The 17,544-nt window shown below is 49.7% G+C and carries 18 protein-coding genes; 7 read left to right on the top strand and 11 right to left on the bottom strand.

What is annotated here, in order from left to right:
* The first annotated feature begins 17 nt into the window (after positions 1-17).
* Complete coding sequence (locus tag Q9R36_RS13140; RefSeq protein WP_022544523.1) at positions 18-365, top strand: YojF family protein; 348 nt, start codon at positions 18-20, stop codon at positions 363-365.
* Between the two features lie 21 nt (positions 366-386).
* Positions 387-1,055 (top strand): bacillithiol biosynthesis deacetylase BshB2, encoded by a 669-nt coding sequence (gene bshB2 / locus Q9R36_RS13135; RefSeq protein WP_009794356.1) that lies wholly within the window; start codon positions 387-389, stop codon positions 1,053-1,055.
* Positions 1,056-1,080: 25 nt separating this feature from the next.
* Here the strand turns inward: bshB2 and Q9R36_RS13130 are convergent, their stop codons facing one another.
* From Q9R36_RS13130 to Q9R36_RS13115, 4 genes are all read right to left on the bottom strand, one after another.
* The gene (locus Q9R36_RS13130; RefSeq protein ID WP_022544524.1) at positions 1,081-1,524 is read right to left on the bottom strand and encodes an SRPBCC family protein; all 444 of its coding nucleotides are present in this window, start codon (positions 1,522-1,524) and stop codon (positions 1,081-1,083) included.
* A gap of 144 nt (positions 1,525-1,668) precedes the next feature.
* A complete protein-coding gene (locus tag Q9R36_RS13125; protein WP_311225295.1) occupies positions 1,669-2,754 on the bottom strand; it encodes a PQQ-dependent sugar dehydrogenase in 1,086 nt (361 codons plus the stop codon).
* A gap of 69 nt (positions 2,755-2,823) precedes the next feature.
* Positions 2,824-3,690, bottom strand: a complete 867-nt coding sequence (locus tag Q9R36_RS13120; RefSeq protein WP_022544525.1) for a Cof-type HAD-IIB family hydrolase — start codon at positions 3,688-3,690, stop codon at positions 2,824-2,826.
* A gap of 60 nt (positions 3,691-3,750) precedes the next feature.
* Positions 3,751-4,413, bottom strand: coding sequence for a DNA alkylation repair protein (locus Q9R36_RS13115; protein WP_224948782.1), 663 nt, complete (start codon positions 4,411-4,413; stop codon positions 3,751-3,753).
* A 214-nt stretch (positions 4,414-4,627) separates the two neighbouring features.
* Here Q9R36_RS13115 and Q9R36_RS13110 point away from each other — a divergent pair, with 214 nt between their 5' ends.
* Complete coding sequence (locus Q9R36_RS13110; protein ID WP_101548842.1) at positions 4,628-6,145, top strand: BCCT family transporter; 1,518 nt, start codon at positions 4,628-4,630, stop codon at positions 6,143-6,145.
* 56 nt (positions 6,146-6,201) lie between these two features.
* Here Q9R36_RS13110 and Q9R36_RS13105 read toward each other — a convergent pair whose 3' ends face one another.
* The 5 genes from Q9R36_RS13105 to Q9R36_RS13085 form a co-directional block, all read right to left on the bottom strand.
* Entirely contained in the window at positions 6,202-6,783 is a 582-nt protein-coding gene (locus Q9R36_RS13105) for a hypothetical protein (protein ID WP_311225294.1), read from the bottom strand.
* A 278-nt stretch (positions 6,784-7,061) separates the two neighbouring features.
* A complete protein-coding gene (clpP, locus tag Q9R36_RS13100) occupies positions 7,062-7,643 on the bottom strand; it encodes an ATP-dependent Clp endopeptidase proteolytic subunit ClpP (protein WP_224901920.1) in 582 nt (193 codons plus the stop codon).
* A 23-nt stretch (positions 7,644-7,666) separates the two neighbouring features.
* Positions 7,667-8,347 (bottom strand): sigma-70 family RNA polymerase sigma factor, encoded by a 681-nt coding sequence (locus tag Q9R36_RS13095; protein WP_311225293.1) that lies wholly within the window; start codon positions 8,345-8,347, stop codon positions 7,667-7,669.
* A gap of 148 nt (positions 8,348-8,495) precedes the next feature.
* On the bottom strand, positions 8,496-8,987 hold the full coding sequence (locus tag Q9R36_RS13090; RefSeq protein ID WP_311225292.1) for a GNAT family N-acetyltransferase: 492 nt from the start codon (positions 8,985-8,987) through the stop codon (positions 8,496-8,498).
* Positions 8,988-9,094: 107 nt separating this feature from the next.
* Complete coding sequence (locus tag Q9R36_RS13085; protein ID WP_224901910.1) at positions 9,095-9,994, bottom strand: SDR family oxidoreductase; 900 nt, start codon at positions 9,992-9,994, stop codon at positions 9,095-9,097.
* A 148-nt stretch (positions 9,995-10,142) separates the two neighbouring features.
* Here Q9R36_RS13085 and Q9R36_RS13080 point away from each other — a divergent pair, with 148 nt between their 5' ends.
* The 4 genes from Q9R36_RS13080 (at position 10,143) to Q9R36_RS13065 (ending at position 15,675) form a co-directional block, all read left to right on the top strand.
* Positions 10,143-11,462, top strand: a complete 1,320-nt coding sequence (locus Q9R36_RS13080) for a short-chain fatty acid transporter (protein WP_311225291.1) — start codon at positions 10,143-10,145, stop codon at positions 11,460-11,462.
* A 170-nt stretch (positions 11,463-11,632) separates the two neighbouring features.
* Positions 11,633-12,400 carry a MerR family transcriptional regulator gene (locus Q9R36_RS13075; protein WP_311225290.1) on the top strand — a complete coding sequence of 256 codons (768 nt, stop codon included), beginning with the start codon at positions 11,633-11,635 and terminating at the stop codon, positions 12,398-12,400.
* Complete coding sequence (locus Q9R36_RS13070) at positions 12,387-14,153, top strand: ABC transporter ATP-binding protein (RefSeq protein ID WP_311225289.1); 1,767 nt, start codon at positions 12,387-12,389, stop codon at positions 14,151-14,153. Before Q9R36_RS13075 ends, Q9R36_RS13070 begins: the two co-directional genes overlap by 14 nt.
* A gap of 205 nt (positions 14,154-14,358) precedes the next feature.
* Positions 14,359-15,675, top strand: a complete 1,317-nt coding sequence (locus tag Q9R36_RS13065) for a YjiH family protein (protein ID WP_257992840.1) — start codon at positions 14,359-14,361, stop codon at positions 15,673-15,675.
* Positions 15,676-15,881: 206 nt separating this feature from the next.
* Here Q9R36_RS13065 and Q9R36_RS13060 read toward each other — a convergent pair whose 3' ends face one another.
* Together Q9R36_RS13060 and Q9R36_RS13055 are read right to left on the bottom strand one after the other, a co-directional pair.
* The gene (locus Q9R36_RS13060; protein ID WP_257992766.1) at positions 15,882-16,391 is read right to left on the bottom strand and encodes a hypothetical protein; all 510 of its coding nucleotides are present in this window, start codon (positions 16,389-16,391) and stop codon (positions 15,882-15,884) included.
* Between the two features lie 26 nt (positions 16,392-16,417).
* The gene (locus tag Q9R36_RS13055) at positions 16,418-17,530 is read right to left on the bottom strand and encodes a PRK06851 family protein (protein WP_311225288.1); all 1,113 of its coding nucleotides are present in this window, start codon (positions 17,528-17,530) and stop codon (positions 16,418-16,420) included.
* Positions 17,531-17,544 lie beyond the last annotated feature (14 nt).

The following is a 17,544-nucleotide window of genomic DNA, read 5'->3' as shown; positions in this document are numbered from 1 at the left end:
AAAGGAGGCATATATTTATGAAGCCTGTCGTAAAAGAAGATGTGCAAAAAGAGATTAGCCGGCTTGCCGGAAAGAACGTTTTTGTTCACCTCGAAACCACAAATGGGGCATACGCATCCCATTTTGATGAGTCTTTTTTCTCTGCCGGAGCCTATATCCGAAACGCATCCCTCAAATATGAGCTCGGAAAGATTACCGGAGACGGCCCGTTCAGAGTCGGTTTGAAAATGGAATTCGGCTGGGTGTATGCGGAGGGCATCACCCACTTTGAAGTGGATGAAATCGGCCGCCTGCTGATGGCTGGCCATGATAACAGCGGAAAGCTTGCTGTAGCGCTGCAGATCAGCGAGACTCCGTTTGAATAAAAGTGAAAGGAGAAATAGCTAATGGATAAGGAAAGACATGTACTCGTCATTTTCCCGCACCCGGATGATGAAGCGTTTGGCGTGTCAGGCACGATTGCTTCCCATGTTAACAGCGGGACCCCTGTTACATATGCATGCCTGACGCTTGGCCAGATGGGGCGCAATCTGGGTAACCCTCCTTTTGCAACGAGGGAGAGTCTGCCGCTGATTCGCCGCAAAGAATTGAAGGAGGCTGCCCGCGTCCTGGGGATCCAGGATTTGCGGATGCTCGGCTATCGCGACAAAACCATTGAATTTGAGGATGAAAAATTGCTCACCGACCACCTTTTTTCCATTGTGGAAGAAGTGAATCCGTCACTGGTCATTTCCTTTTATCCGGGATATTCGGTTCACCCGGACCATGATGCAACAGGGGCAGCTGTTGTAAGGGCACTTGAGCGCCTGCCTGAGCAGGACCGGCCGAAGCTGCATTGTGTCGCATTTTCCAATAACTGCGTCGATGAACTTGGCGAAGCGGATATTCTCAATGATGTCAGCGCCGTTGTCGACCAGAAGCTTGCTGCCATTAAAGCGCATCTTTCCCAGACACAGCTGATGGCTGCCCAAACGGAGGAAAAGCTGAAAAATAAGGACCCGCAGGCTACAGCCTGGATCCAGAATGAACGGTTCTGGACTTATAAGTTCCAATAAAAAAAGAGCCCCCGGGCTCTTTTTTTTACTCTTCATCCCCCTGCAGCATCTGCTTCAGATAGGACAGCTGCCTGCCATCTTCTTTTTTTATAATCTTTACGAGCATTGGCTTTGTCAGGGACATGATGAAGCCGGATGTGTGGATATTGGCTTCGAGCTCCACCTGCGTGCCTTCATCAATTTCCGTGAATGTATAATCATACGTGACAACCAGCCCATTGGAATTGCTTTTTGCTGTATAGGACCTGTCCTGTTCAAATTGTGTATATTCAATTTCAGCCTTGACCTTCTTGCCCCTGATCATCCTTGTTTCAATGAATTTCGTGGATGGCCCGATCGGACCGTCCGTTGCCTTTTCCATCTTGACGACATTCGGCATAATTTCAGGCGCGTTGTCCGGGTTGGTGGCGTACTGGAAAACTTCTGCTACTGGTCTTCTTATAATGACAGTTGATTTAAAATCAGCCATATTCTGCACCCCGTTTAAAAGATTTGCTGGTACAGAGAACATTATACCTTTTTGAGGGATATGAGTCAGGTATTAATTTAAGAGATATGGCTCGAACGCTCATTATGTCAAAAAGAGGCATGGCTCTCTGAGCCTGCCTCTTTTCTATTCTGAAAGCCGGATTTTATACAGCTTATCATCGTTTGGCCCCGGGTTGCCGCGGCCATCTGTATTATTGCTGGCGAAATACAGGACATTACCGGAGAGCAGCACATCCCTGATCCTTCCGGCACCGGTGATGAGTTCCTTTTGCTCTCCTGACTCCAGGTTGAATTCAAGTACTGCAGTACCCCTCAGCGCAGCCGCATATAGCTTGCCGTCCTTGATGGCAATGCCGGATGGAGCCCAGGTATTGTCTTCCCCTGAGGTGAAGAGCGGCGTTTCCATGCCTTCCTTCTCTTGCTTGCCCTGGATGACCGGCCAGCCGTAGTTTTTCCCGGCCACGATCCGGTTGATCTCATCATTGGCGGATGGTCCGTGCTCAGAGGCATAAAGGGTGCCGTCTTCAGCCCAGGCAAGGCCCTGCGGATTGCGGTGGCCATAGCTGTATACATAAGATCCGGCAAATGGATTATCGTCGGGAACCGTTCCATCCAGATTCATCCGGAGGATTTTTCCGCCGAGGGAATCCAGATCCTGGGCGATTTCCGGATCGGCTGCCGCGTCGCCTGCGGTAGCATAAAGCTTGCCGTCAGGGCCGATTTTCAGGCGGCCCCCATGATGGTATTGCCCGCTCGGTATCCCATCCAGCAGCAGCCTTGTTTCCTCCCAGGCATCCTCCGTCTGCTTCAGGACGACGATCCGGTTCTGCTGTACGGATCCTTCTTCATACGTATAATACGCAAAGGCTTCTCCAGAGCTTTCAAAATCCGGGGAAAGGACAAAGCCGAGCAGGCCGGCCTCTGAAGCCTGTGAGAGTTTCTTTTTCAGGCGGACCTCCTGCCTCTGCCGGCTGCCTTCTTCTGCTTTTACAATGCTCCCTGTCCTTTCAGTCATATAAAAAGTGCTTCCTGCCTGGTCAATCGACCACGGGGTCTTCAGATCGGCCGCGAACTCTTCTGCCTCCGGCACGGCTGAAGCCGCCTCCTCGCTTTCCTGCGGCCTCGGCTCTGTCTCATTCGATTTGTCTTCTGCCGAACAGCCCGCCGTTGCCAGCAAACCGAGCAGCATGAATAGGGCTGATTTTTTCACAGTATCTCCGCCTTTCAGTTAAAGGTTTCAAAACGCCCAAAAAACAGGCCGGTTCGTGCCGTCATTTCCCTATGCCTTAAGGGCATCCAGGATTGCTTTTGCCACTCCGCTTTCTTCATTAGTCAGCGTCACAAAGTCGCACTGTGCCTTGATGATTTCGTCTGCATTGCCCATGGCGACAGACCTGCCCACCCGTTTGAACATAGAAAGATCGTTATAGTTATCGCCTATTGCCATTGCATCCTGGATGCCTGTCCCGCTTTTTTCAAGGAAGGCTTCAAGCGCAACGCCCTTTTGCGCTTGTTTGCTAGTCAGCTCCAGGTTTTCCTCACCGGAAGAGCTGATGACGAGCCCTTCGTCCTCAAGCGGCACAAGGGCTTCCTTTGCCGCTGCCAGCCTTTCAGCGTCGAATGAGAAGGCAAGGAGCTTATAAATTTGATGCTCTGTATCATCAAAAAGGATATCGTAGCTGTCCACCTTTTGGACAAGCCCTTTTGTGAACCTTTCCTCTGCCGCCTTCATGACTTCATCCACATCAGCTTCAGGGTTTCCGCTCATGAAGATGTCGACGATGATAGAGACGCCTTTATCGGCATCAATCGTGTAAGTGCCTTTGTTTGTGTACACTTCAAAATAAACGCCATTTTGCAGGAGCGCCATGCCGGCTGTCCTTGCCGTCGACTTGTCAAGCGGATTGCTGGCTATTACTTCTTTATCGATGGACCTCACTTCGGCCCCATTGACGCAGATCATCGGGGTGTGTATCCCGGCTTCTTCCAGGACGAAGTTCGCTTCAAAATAGGATCGTCCTGTGGCGATGACAACCTCCACCCCTTCAGCCTGCGCCTTCTGGATCGCTTTTCTGTTTTCTTCTGTAATCTGCTGGGTTGCGGTCAGCAGTGTCCCGTCCATATCAATCGCGATGCATTTCACCATGATTTCTTCACCTACTAATTGTTTTTTCAATCTATGTAGCATTCTATCAGTTTTTCCCTCTTACTTTAAATATTTGCTACCCTCACGGATGCTCAAGGGTGCGAGCGAAGAACTGCTGATAAAGCTTCTGACTGACTCAGGGTTTGTCTTGCTGTACTCCCTCAAGGCCCATCCGATTGCCTTTTGGATAAAAAATTCCTTGCTGCCGGCATTCTGGCTGATGAATTCATACAGGATGCCTTCACTTGTATTTTGCTTGTACCGGAGCTGAAAGATGATGCTTGTCCTTCTCAGCCATAGATGGCTGCCATAGGCCCAATCCTTCACTGTATCCTCAATGGTTTCAGGATGATCGGAGGCAATTCGGCCGACAGGGTGGGCAGCCAATGTATCAACAGTATCCCACCAGGACTTTTCTGTAATCAATCTCTCCATAAATAGCATGTCGTCTTTTACAAGCTTCTTCAAGGAGCTGAGGATATAGTCACAGGCTGCATATTGATATTCCCTTTCTTCCTTCTTCCATAGCTCTGACACAAACTCATGCTGAAAAGGCTCCTTCAAGATCTGAGTTTCTGCAAAAAACCCCTTCGTAAGCTTCCTGCGCTCCGGCGTCCTTATTCCCAGGAACGGGAAGTTGCCTTTCATATATTTTCTCATCGGCTCTGCCTGCTCAGCATTCCTGTGCAGGGTGAATTTTTCTTCCAAAGGTTTGAGATACATCTCATCCAGCTCCTATATATTCAGATTTTTTGCTAAATAGGTTGCTAACTTGCTTATTAGGGTATATATCTACATGAGGCACTCTCAAGGCGGCAAAATCCCGGCTTTCCCGCCATATATTCTTGGATATTGCCATTTTCAGCTATTGATGGCGTTTTCTCCAGTCTTTTATACATGTTAAGGTTAAATATAGAGAAAAAACAGGGGGTATTCTATGAATGAACAGCAAGATAAGTCATTAAACAGTGTATTTTGGGTCTCTGCTTCAGTGATCCTTCTGCTTGTCCTCACAGGCGTCTTCCTGCCTGACATTTTTTCAGGGGCCGCACAGAAAGCCTTCGATTTCACTACATACGCCTTTGGCTGGTTCTACCTGCTATCGGTACTCCTCTTTGTATTTTTCTGCCTATTCCTGGCCATCAGCAAATATGGCCGCATCCGGCTTGGCGGGAATGATGAAAGACCCGAATATTCCTTTTTCACATGGATCGGCATGCTCTTCAGCGCCGGATTTGGCATCGGCCTTGTCTTCTGGGGAATCGCCGAGCCGATGAGCCATTATTTTTCGCCTCCCATCGCTGATATGGAAGGACTCACGCCTGAAGCAGCAAGAACTGCCATGGGCTACTCTTTCTTCCATTGGGGCGTCAGCCAATGGTCCGTCTTCACGATTGTCGGACTCGCAGTCGGCTATTTCCAGTTCCGCAAAAAGCAGGACGGACTTGTTTCCACTACGCTCAAGCCGATCATCAGTACAAAAAAGGAGCGGACAGGCCTCCGGAAATTCATTGATATCCTGGCTGTCATTGCCACTGTCCTGGGTGTAGCCACATCACTCGGGCTTGGGATCCTGCAGATTAACGGCGGATTGAATGCTGCCTTCGGGATCACTAACAGTGCTTGGGTGCAGATTATCATTATCGTTGTATTGACAGCCCTTTTCCTCTTGTCTTCTACTACAGGATTGGATAAAGGAATCAAGTATTTGAGCAATCTTAACCTTTCCCTTGCTCTGATCATCATGCTCTTTGTATTCATTGCCGGACCGACTGTTTTCATCCTGAATACGTTCACACAGGGCATCGGCGATTATATTACCAATTTCATTAACTGGAGCCTGCGCCTTACACCTTATAAAGGCGGTACATGGGTGCGTGACTGGACGATTTTCTATTGGGCATGGGCGATCGCCTGGTCCCCGTTTGTCGGCGCGTTCATTGCACGGGTATCAAGGGGGAGGACCATCAGGGAATTTGTCGTCGGCGTGCTGATCATACCGCCGCTCATCGCCCTTTTATGGACAGCCGTGTTTGGCGGGACCGCCCTGCATTTTGACCTGTTCCAGGGAACAAGCATAGCTGAAGCAGTCAATGCGGATGTTACCAGTGCTCTGTTTACAACATATGGTGAATTGCCGTTTACCTTTATTGTCTCATTATTATCGATTCTGCTGATTTTCACGTTTCTTATTACCTCAGCAGATTCGGCAACCTATATTCTCGGCAGCATGACCTCCAAGGGGTCACTGATGCCTCCCCTCGGTGTGCGCATCGTCTGGGGCATCCTGATCGGTGCGATTGCGGCCGTCCTCCTGCTCAGCAGCGGGCTTGAGGGACTGCAGACTGCCTCGCTTGTCGCAGCCCTGCCATTTACTGTCATCCTTGTCTTTATGTGCATTTCGCTCCTCAAATCATTGAGCAAGGAACCGCCTGCGCCAAGGACCAAAAAATAAACAGCGAAACTCCCGTATTTAAGCGGGAGTTTTTTTGGTATCAAAATTATTTTCCCCTAGTGCTTTGATATATAAGATTTCAGCTCCTGCATGTCAGTTGTACGATAAACAATCTTCTCCTGCTTAAAAACAAAATAGGAGGGAAGCTCGTTCAGTTCCAGTTCGGGATAAGCTTTTTGTAAATAATCCAATTCTCCAGATATGTATCCAGAGGCAAATCGATCGCCTGGTTTTTTATTGGCAAATTTAAGAGATGATGAATTGCTGACAGCAAATCCAATGACGGTTTGAACCTCTTTATCAGGGGCCAGAAGTTCCTGGTAAGAGACAATCTTTTCGGTTTTGACTCTGGTTAAATACGTTGCCTTGCCTTTATTCCACTCAGCCTTAATCACAAGAGTCACAGTTCCGGGACGGTTTGTAAAATGAAAGACAGATCCAACCTGTTTATAGATTTCTTCTTCAAGCCGCGGCTCCCAGGCGGAAATGGATATTAGATCAGGTTTCTCCGGAAAAGAGACAGCAAGATCTGCAAATGGGCCGACCGGCAATGCCTCAATGCTTTCCAGGGAGTCTGATAGATTAGCTTTATTCAATACTTTGGAAGTGTCCGTCCCGTTCCATGAATAATCAAACAAAACTGCTTGAGCTTCCTTGCCTTCTGACACTATTTCAGGAATGGAGGCTTTTCTTCTTTATACAGTTTCCATTTATCGAAAGATAGCAATATAGCCAATAGCGCTATCGCTCCAATCCCCCATTTCAAAGATTTCTTAGTCATGATCCGCCCCCTTTACCACCCTAAATATTACCATATTTTCATTCGTTTCCAGAACTTAATGTGAATTTCCCAACATGATTTAAGATTCATTTCCCCAAAAAAGGCAGCCCTCCTAAAAAGGCTGCCTTACCGCTATCAGCTATGAAAAATGATATGATCAATAATCCCGTATTCCTTTGCTTCCTCGGCACTCATGAAATAGTCGCGGTCTGTATCCCTGGCTACTTTTTCAACAGGCTGGCCGGTTTTTTCGGAAATGATTTTGTTGATATGCTCCCGGAGCTTCAAAATGCGTTTCGCGGATATTTCAATTTCAGTCGCCTGCCCCCTGGCCCCGCCGAGCGGCTGATGGATCATGATTTCGCTGTTCGGCAGGCTGCAGCGCTTACCTTTCGTGCCGGCGAGCAGGAGCATGGCACCGAAGGAGGCCGCCATCCCCGTGCAGATTGTCCTGACATCAGGCTTGATGTATTGCATAGTGTCATAGATCGCAAAGCCGGCTGTAGTGGAGCCGCCCGGACTGTTGATGTATAGGGATATATCCTTGTCAGGTGCGTCAGCAGCAAGAAACAGCAGCTGGGCAATTACGCTGTTTGCCACATGATCATTGATCTCTTCTCCGATCATGATGATCCTGTCCTTCAGAAGCCGCGAATAGATATCATAGGAGCGCTCGCCCCTGCTCGACTGTTCGATTACATAAGGTATTGCCGTCATATCCATTCCTCCCTTTCTGCGGTCTACGCCGCGATAGAGAGTGTGCATTGCGGAGGAGTCTGCCTATGCTGACAGGGATTTGGCTCAGCGTGGACAGAAAGGCTTTTCAGGGACGGCAGCATGGGGAGCGCCCTTAGAAGACAGCCTGGATCTTCTTCCTGGAGGGACCTGGCCAGCAGCCTGGCAACAGCAGCAGCTTCTTCACTCCCCGTGTCAGGACTGCCTGTGTCAGCATCTGTCTGCAGCTGTCTGCGCGCCCGGCTTAAGGCCGACTTTACGGCAAATTCGGTTGTCTGCAACAGTCCGGCGATTTCCTTTGAGGTATATTGAAACCCCTCCTTAAGAGCATAAATGACTGCCTGCTTCAAGGTCAGGCATTCCATCAGCTTATCGACAGCTTCACTGCTGACGTATTGTTTCTCTTCATTCCGGATAGGCTCCGGCGCCTCCTCCAGCTGCTCCTTTTTCCGTTTGCGCGCCACATCCACCCAGCAGTTATAGGCAATTTTCTTCAAAAGCGCCTGACTGACCCGCTCAGGCTCATAGCTGCTGGCGGCACGGAGGAAAGCCTCCTGGGCCAGGTCGTCACCATCCCAGCTGTTCTGCGTCAGGAATCGGCTATAGCGCTGAAGGGCGGGATACACCTCATCCGCCTTCTCCGCCAATCCCTGGACCCGGTCTGACTTTTCCTGCTTCATCACCATCGCTGCTCACTCCTTTTACACATCTCTGCCCCTTAAACGGATCAGGGAGAAAGAAAAGATACGGCCTATTCAAATATATTTTATGCATTTGCATGAAAGAGTTCTCTAATAGTGTATTCTTCAGGAAGCCGGCCCAAACCTTCCCGGTTTAGGCTCCGACTGTGAAAAACTGGCCAAGGCACAGATCCCCGTCATCTATTTTTTCCCTTTCCTCATAAGGAAACCCATTCGTGCTGAATACCTTCTTCCAGAAGCTTACCGCTCTCTTGTTTTCTGCAAGCTGCTCAACATAGTAAGTCCCTTTATGCTTCTGAAACAATACATCGAGAGCCTCCTCCGCAATCCCTTTTCCCCTGAAGGGATGGAAAAGGAACATATCATTGATGCAGTAATCGGCCTTTTTCAGGAATGGTTTTTCCAAAAACAGCAGGAAGCCGGCAATCTCTTCCCCGTGTTTAATGAGATGAACCGAAATGCCCGGTGTATCCCAAATGGCATCGAACGAGTCAAACTCAAATGTACCTTGTCCATTCGGAATAAGGGAGGGTGAATATTGAGACAGGTCATACAGGTAGAAGCTGTACAGGTTCCGGACTATTTCCTTTTTTGAAGCATCTGCCGCGGCTAAAGTTATATTCATAAATGATCTCCCCTTTTTTGTCAGACTATTAAAATAATATAAGGTTCCCGGTGTTTCAGCAAGATTTATCCATATAAAAACCGGGCCAGCCAGCCCGGCAGCTTTTCTTATGAACTAACCATCGTCCCGCCGTTGATGTGCAGCACCTGCCCGCTCATATAGCGGGAATCATCGGAGGCAAGGTAAACATAGCCAGGCGCCAGCTCAAACGGCTGGCCGGCCCTTTTCATCGGCGTATCCGTGCCGAATTCTGATACCTTCTTTGCTGAGAAGCTGGCCGGGATGAGCGGTGTCCAGATAGGGCCGGGAGCTATGGCATTCACCCGTATTCCCTTTTTCTCAAGCGACAATGATAAGGACCTTGTAAAGGTTACAATCGCGCCTTTTGTCGAGGAATAATCAATCAGGTCTTTATGGCCTTCGTAGGCCGTAACGGATGCTGTATTGATGATGGAGCCCCCTGCCTTCATATGGGGAAGAACGGCCTTTGTTAAGTAAAAAAACGCGAAAATATTGGTTTCAAAGGTGTCGAAGAGCTGTTCCCTTGTGATATCGAGAATGCTTTTCTGTACAAATTGGACGCCGTGGTTATTGACGAGGATATCAATCCTGCCGAATTGGCGAAGCGATTGTTCGACAATTTCCTGGGAAAAGTTTTCTCTCCTCATATCGCCGGCGATAAAAAGACTTTCCCCGCCAAGCTCCCGGATCCTTTCCTGTGTTTCCCGGGCATCCTGATGCTCATTCAGGTAGACGATGACGACTTTGGCGCCTTCCTTTACAAACGCATAGGCCGCCGCACGGCCAATCCCGCTGTCGCCGCCGGTGATGATGGCCACCTTCCCTTTCAGTTTTCCTGAACCCCGATAGTCCGGGTCCTCCGAAATCGGTCTTGGCACCATCTTATATTCCAGGCCGGGCTGTACATCCTGATGCTGCGGCGGGAAAGACAGCGGCTTTTCTTTGCATTCCTCTTTTTTTCCGTAATAAGGATAGACTGGATACATGCTCACCACTCCTGTTCATAGGCATATGACTATCCAGTGTATTCACAATCTGCCTCCTTTGTGAAAAAGAAGATCAGGGAGTAAAAGGAGGAAAAATTAGAATATTACAGAAACTATATAGGTATTGTTTTTTTAAGGGGGAATTTATATGAAATCTGTCGTTTCACTTTTTAACCGGATCATGCAGCGCTATCTGCCGGATCCATTCCTGTTTGTCGTGATCCTGACCTTCGCCGTTTTCGGCCTGGGGCTCATCTTTACAGACAGCAGCCCGTACCAGATGGTCCAATTCTGGGGAGGCGGGTTCTGGGGGCTTCTGACCTTCTCGATGCAGATGGTGCTCGTGCTGGTGACCGGCCATGTGCTGGCAAGCAGCCGGATTTTTAAGAAAGGGCTTGGCTCATTGGCAGGTCTGGCCAAATCACCGGGGCAGGCCATCATACTTGTCACCGTCATCTCGATGCTCGCGAGCTTGATCAACTGGGGCTTCGGCCTTGTTATCGGTGCACTTTTTGCCAAGGAGCTGGCGAAAAAGGTTGAACATGTAGATTACCGGCTTCTGATTGCAAGCGCATACACAGGCTTCATCGTCTGGCATGGAGGCATTTCCGGTTCTATTCCGCTCACAATTGCAACAGCCGGGCATTTCTCAGAGGACCTGATCGGCATCATCCCGACAGACCAGACCATTTTTGCTGTTTTTAATATTGCTATTATCTTAGGCATTTTCGTCATTATGCCGATAGTTAACAGGATGATGATGCCGTCCAGGGAGGATACCGTCGCAGTCGATCCTGCCCTGCTCGAGGAGGACCAGCCGGCCGCTGCGATTGAACAAACTGCCCTTACGCCGGCAGACCGGCTTGAGAACAGCAAGATTCTTTCCATGCTGATCGGACTTTTTGGACTTGTATTCTTATTCTATTATTTTGCCACAAACGGATTTAAGCTCAATCTTGATATCGTTAACTTCCTGTTCCTGTTCCTGGGCATCCTGTTCCATGGGACTCCAAAGCAGTTCCTGAACGCCACGGTCAATGCCGTGAAAGGGGCCAGCGGCATTATCATCCAGTTTCCGTTCTATGCAGGGATCATGGGAATGATGACGACTTCCGGTCTTGCAGCTGTGATGTCAGAGGCATTTGTGTCCATTTCCAATGACTTCACCTTCCCGTTCTTTGCCTTCCTTTCCGCCGGCCTGGTCAATTTCTTTGTTCCGTCAGGAGGCGGCCAGTGGGCTGTACAGGCGCCGGTCATGCTTGAGGCGGCACAAACGCTCGGTGTTTCAATACCGAAAACGGCCATGGCAGTCGCCTGGGGCGATGCCTGGACCAATCTGATCCAGCCTTTCTGGGCACTTCCCGCCCTTGCCATTGCAGGGCTGAAGGCGAAGGATATCATGGGCTATTGCGTGCTCGCTTTATTTGTAAGCGGTATCATCATATCATTGGGAATGCTGTTTCTATAAGACTTCCGAAAACCCGCTCCGGCGGGTTTTTTTCATGCGGCCGCTTCCTGCTTATGGCCGGGGCAGCGGCTTGGCTATAATAGACTTAAGCAATTTTTATAATAACAGCTTGCATCTCACGCTGCGTGAGGTTTTATGATAAAGACAGATAGATTAAGGGAGTTGAAGAGATGGCTGGCAAATACTCAATCGGTCAATTTTCAAAAAAAACCGGCACCACGATCAGGACACTCCATTATTATGATGAAATCGGCCTCCTCGAGCCAACCGAAATAACAGACTCAGGGCGCCGGTATTATTCCGACCCTGATTTCACCGTGCTCCAGCGGATTGTGACACTAAAATACCTCGGCTATTCCCTCGAGCAGATCAAAGGGATGCTCCAGAATGAAAAATGGAGCCTAAAGGATTCTCTCGCCTTCCAAAGAGCAGAGATGATCCGGAAGAAGGAAGAAGTCGAAGGGGTCATCCGGGCTTTGGACCGGGCCCTCTATGTGATGGAGGATCAAGGCGAGGTGGATGCGGGCGTCTTCATTTCACTCATCAACACTATCCACCGGGAGGACGAGCAGAAAGAATGGCTGAAGAGCATCCTCCCGGAGGAAAGAGTAGATTCCATTTACGCCATTCCTGAGGAGAAACAGCGGGAATATGAAAGCAGATGGGTTTCCATATCCATGGACTTGAAGGAGCTTGCAGGTTCAGACCCTGCCAGCGGGGAAGTTCAGGTTTTAATAAAGGCAATGATGGAGATAGTCGATGAAATCTCAGGAAATGATCCTTCGCTTCTGAAAGAACTCAGTTCCGTGGATTTCGGCGATCATGATGATGGCGGCCTTTTCCATATCCCCTTCTCCCCTGAAGAGGAAGAATGGCTTGCAGCTGCACTCGGTCTGTATCTTGAGCAGAAAGGAATGAATGTTGATGAAGAAAAATGAGGAGCCTGCAATCAAGAAAGGAAGCTGGAAAGCTTTCTGGAGCCTGCTGAAGGACTCAAAGCCGCCGCGCTGGATCCTGCTGTCGGCCATCATTCTCAGCATCCTGGAAACCGGTGCCGGGCTGATCGTCCCCCTGTTCACCAAGTCAATGGTCGACCAGCTGGCCGCATCATCTTTGGAGATGAGCGTCATACTGCTTCTGGCAGGTGCCTTCCTCATCCAGACTGTCTCCTCCGGCTTTTCCTACTATTTCCTCAGCTATATCGGGGAAGCAGTTGTAGCGTCCATCAGGAGGAAGCTTTGGGGTCAGATTCTCCATCTGCCGGTCCCTTTCTTTGACCAGCAGCAGTCTGGCGAAACGATGAGCCGAGTCACTCAGGATACGAATATTGTCAAAAACCTTATTACACAGCATTTAATTTCATTCCTGACCGGTATCATTTCCATCATCGGCTCTGTGATCATCCTTCTCCTGATCGACTGGAAGATGACTCTTGTGATGATCATTGCCGTACCGCTGGCCATTGCTATGATTACGCCGCTGGGGCAGAAGATGTATAAGATTTCAAGGGCAACCCAGGATGAGATGGCCAGTTTTTCCGGCAATCTTGGAAGGGTCCTAGCAGATATCCGCCTCGTCAAAGCCTATCATGCTGAAAAAGCAGAGCAGGAGAGCGGTGACAAGGGAATACGCCATTTATTCCAATTCGGGCTGAGGGAAGCAAAAATCCAGGCAGTCATTTCCCCCTTCATGACCTTCATCATGATGTTTGTGCTCGTCATCCTGATCGGCTATGGGGGCGTCCGCGTTGCTTCAGGCGCCCTGTCGGCCGGCTCGCTCGTCGCAATCATCATTTATATGTTCCAGATTGTCGTCCCTTTCAGCCAGATGGCATCCTTCTTTACAGCCTTCCAGAAGGCTGTCGGGGCAACAGAAAGGATCCAGCATATATTTGACACCGAAAAGGAAGTGGATAAGGGCACGGAGGCTGTAGACAACCCCAGCCAGGATATCACTTTTGAGAAGGTGAGCTTCGCCTACAAAGAGAAGGAGATCCTTGGCGGGGCATCACTGACTGTACCTGCCGGAAAGACGACAGCAATCGTCGGCCCGAGCGGAGGCGGAAAGACCACCCTGTTCGCCCTGCTGGAGCGCTTCTACCTGCCGCAGACAGGCCGGATCCTTCTTGGGGATCAGGACATCAGCTCATTCCGCCTTCATTCATGGCGGTCATCCATCGGCTATGTTTCCCAGGAAAGCCCGATCATGTCAGGCACCATCCGCGATAATATTGCCTATGGAATGGAGCGGGAGGTGCCTGATGAGGAAATTGAAAGAGCTGCCGGGCTCGCCAATGCTTCGGAATTCATCAATGCCCTGCCTGATGGTTTCAACACACAGGTCGGTGAGCGCGGCATCAAGCTTTCCGGCGGCCAAAGGCAGCGGATTGCCATTGCCCGGGCGCTGATCCGCAATCCCCGCATCCTGCTGCTTGATGAAGCCACATCCAATCTCGACAGCACATCAGAGCATCTTGTCCAGAAAGCGCTGGAGCATCTGATAGAGGGCCGCACCACCCTTGTAATTGCCCACCGGCTCTCCACTGTTGTGGATGCCGATCAGATTGCCGTACTGGAAAATGGAAGCATTACCGGGACAGGCACACACCAGGAACTGTATGAAAAACATTCTTTATACAGGGAGCTCGCAGAGCAGCAGCTATCAGACCGCTCTGCTGCCACAGGAGGCTGACTTTTCAGGTCAGTCTCTTTTTTATAAATATATTCTTTGGGAAATAGGTTTAAAAACAAGGTAATCCGTGGAATTTAAGAGAAGTGGGTTGGCAATTCATACAGGATGAATTAAAATAACCTTTGTCTTATAAATATAAATTGTATTAAGGGTGAATGTTTTGATAGAATCTGCAGCGAGGAAAAAAGCATCAGGAAAAAGTTTTATGCTCTTCCTCATTCCTTCATTGATCGGTATCAGCTTATTTATGCTTCCTATTTCTTATAAAGGCGAAGTGACCATTCCCATCGCCATTTTATCGGGCCTTGTCCAGGACCTTTTGGCAGCCTATCTGCCGGCCATCATGACCGTGATCATTGTATTGACTCTTGCCGGCACACTGCTTGCCAAGCTTGTAAAGCCCGCCTTCATTCGCAGAAGCGCGTTTTTCACTGCTCTGTTCGATGTACCGGCCATCTGGTTTGCCGCAAGAGTGATCGGCGCCATCTTTGCATTGATGACTTTCTACCAGATCGGTCCGGAATGGGTATGGTCTGAGAATACAGGAGGGCTGCTTCTTTTTGATCTGCTCCCTGTTCTATTTTCAGTGTTTCTATTTGCAGGATTATTCCTGCCGCTGCTTTTGAACTTTGGGCTGCTCGAGCTTTTCGGCGCCCTCCTGACAAAGGTGATGAGGCCTCTGTTCAGGCTGCCGGGCCGCTCTTCGGTTGACTGTGCGGCATCCTGGCTCGGCGACGGCACAATCGGTGTCCTTTTGACGAGCAAGCAGTATGAGGAAGGCTTTTATACAAAAAGAGAAGCGGCTGTCATTGGAACGACCTTCTCTGTTGTCTCGATCACCTTCAGCCTTGTTGTTATTTCCCAGGTAAAGCTTGGTGATTATTTTGTGCCATTTTATCTGACCGTCCTTGCAGCCGGGATTGTGGCTGCGCTGATTTGTCCAAGAATCCCGCCGTTGTCCACCAAGCCGGATACTTATGTTACAGAGGAAGCACCCCAGCTCGATGAAACAATTCCAAAAGGCTATACGCCTCTTAGCTGGGGTGTGGCCCAGGCAACGGCCAAAGCGGCAACAAACCGCGGAATCAAGCAGTTCTTTGAGCAGGGTGCGAAAAACATCCTCGATATGTGGATGGGTGTCGCGCCGATCGTTATGGCGCTCGGGACATTAGCGCTGATTGTGGCGGAATTCACGCCAATCTTTAAGATTGCAGGCATGCCGTTCATACCTCTCCTGGAGCTTATGCAGGTGCCTGAGGCGAAAGCAGCCTCAGAGACACTCGTCGTCGGCTTTGCGGATATGTTCCTGCCATCTGTCATCGGAAGCGGAATTGAGAGCGAGATGACCCGCTTTATCGTTGCCTGTACATCTGTTACACAGCTGATTTATATGTCAGAAGTCGGCGGACTCCTGCTTGGAAGTAAGATCCCTGTCTCCCTGAAAGACCTGATCATCATTTTCCTGGAACGGACGATCATTACCCTGCCGGTCATCGTGCTGGCAGCACATCTTATTTTTTAACGAAGAGAAGACCCCTTCAGATGGCTGAAGGGGTCTCTTTTATTTGATAAGAAAGTATATCTTTTAACTCTGAATACTGTCTAGCAGCTGCGCCTACCCCCTCGAGGTCACAGGCCCCCAGGATGGGGTCATGCAGACGTTGCCACAGGACGTGGCGTTCTTAGTCTGCGTTCCTTAAGGTGACCAAGGCGCTTGCGCATTTCTTATCAGGTGCAGCGGAAGGAGCGGATCCGGCTGGTATCTGTGCCGTAATACTCCCAGCGGAACCTTCTCCACCTCCAGCCGGCTACAGAAGTCCTGCCGACGAATGTCGGATAGAACCAGAAGCTTCTGCCATTATTCAGCCATAGATAGGTGAAGCGGTATAAGCAGCCTCTGATGGCGCCGGGATCGACAGCAAAGACAGAGGCTGACTGTGTCTGGAGTTCAGGGGTGAAGGATGGCGGCGGGCTGCTGGGCGGTCCTCCCGCCTGGCCCTGACCTTCTCCTCCGCCTGGGAATCCAGGCTGGCCTCCTCCACCAGGGAACCCGGGCTGGCCTCCGCCTCCCGGAAAGCCTGGCTGGCCAGGGAATGGCGTCCCTCCTGGAAAACCTGGCGGAAATGGAATGCCTGGCTGGCCCCCGCCCCCTGGGAATACATTAAATCTTTCCGGTGGCTGCTGCAGGTCTGCCTGAGGCAAAGGATAGTACTGTCCTTGATAAGGATAATAATTCAATGGGTCGTTCCCCTTTCTGCTTTCAGTTAATCGGCATAGATTGGATTGGGCGTTTCAATGCTCTGGATCTTCTCCTCGATCTTTTCACGGATGCTGTCCACAATCGAATAATCCATGGCTTCGGAATAAATCTTTTCCAGCTCATCATTCAGCTTCTTGGCATCTGCCAGATAGCCTGTTGCCTCTGTCATCTTCGCTTTATATTTAGCGGCGATTCCCTTGATTTCATCAGCAAAGATTTCATCGGTGCCTGAGGAGATCAGCTGTTCATACATATCAATGATTTCATCCCCATCCCTGCTCGGGAAATATTCATGGGGGGCGGTGCTGTCGAAAATGGCGAGGCCAAGCTCGCGGACAATCAGCATATCAAGGCTGTTGGGATCAAAGCCGCAATGATACACCTCGATGTCAAAGCCGCGTTTTTCCGCCTCGGCGGAGAGCTTCTTCAAAAGAGTCGACTTGCCTGAGCCGGGCCGGCCCTTAATGAAGTACCGCTTATGAATATCAAGCGTCAGATTAGGGATGCAGTCGACCGCGCCCTTTGGCGTAGCAGCACCTAAGAACCGATGCTTCACAGAAGAGATCTTATTCAGGGTCATTTTTCCGAAAAATACCTGTGTCAGCTTTGAAGTAAGCTGGTTTGCCTTCTCAAAATCCATGCTGTCGATATAAATTTTCTCCCAGTCGTCATGAATCTTCAATGCCTCTGCAAAGGTGCTGTAAGCCTGTTTATAGAAGGCTTCGATCTTGCTGTTGAGCCTGAGTATCTTCCCTTTCTGAGTGGCCAGCTGGGCAGAGTCCCACGCTTCCCCAAGGTTTACATACTCCTCTATGGCCCCCGGCGCTTTCGGCTCAATGACCTGCGGCGCAGTGCCATCTACAATTCCGATCTTTAAAGCAGGGATGATCACCCCGCTGACAGAGTCATTGTCCGATGGACTGTGGATGAGCTCAATGTTAAAGCCTTTATCAAGCCATTTAGAGCCGATTCTTTTCATGAGTGTCGATTTCCCGGTACCTGGTCCGCCCTTAAGTATAAATAAACGCGATAAATCCTGAAAATTGGATTCATATAGGCTATGGAAGCCTCTTGCGGTATTCCCGCCTGCAAAATAGTCGATAACTTTTCCAGCCACACTCACACATCCTT

Source organism: Bacillus sp. AG4(2022), assembly GCF_031844465.1.
Taxonomy (GTDB): domain Bacteria; phylum Bacillota; class Bacilli; order Bacillales; family Cytobacillaceae; genus Bacillus_AB; species Bacillus_AB infantis.
Note: the sequence above shows the minus strand (reverse complement) of the source record. Positions and strands in the feature narration are given on the sequence as shown.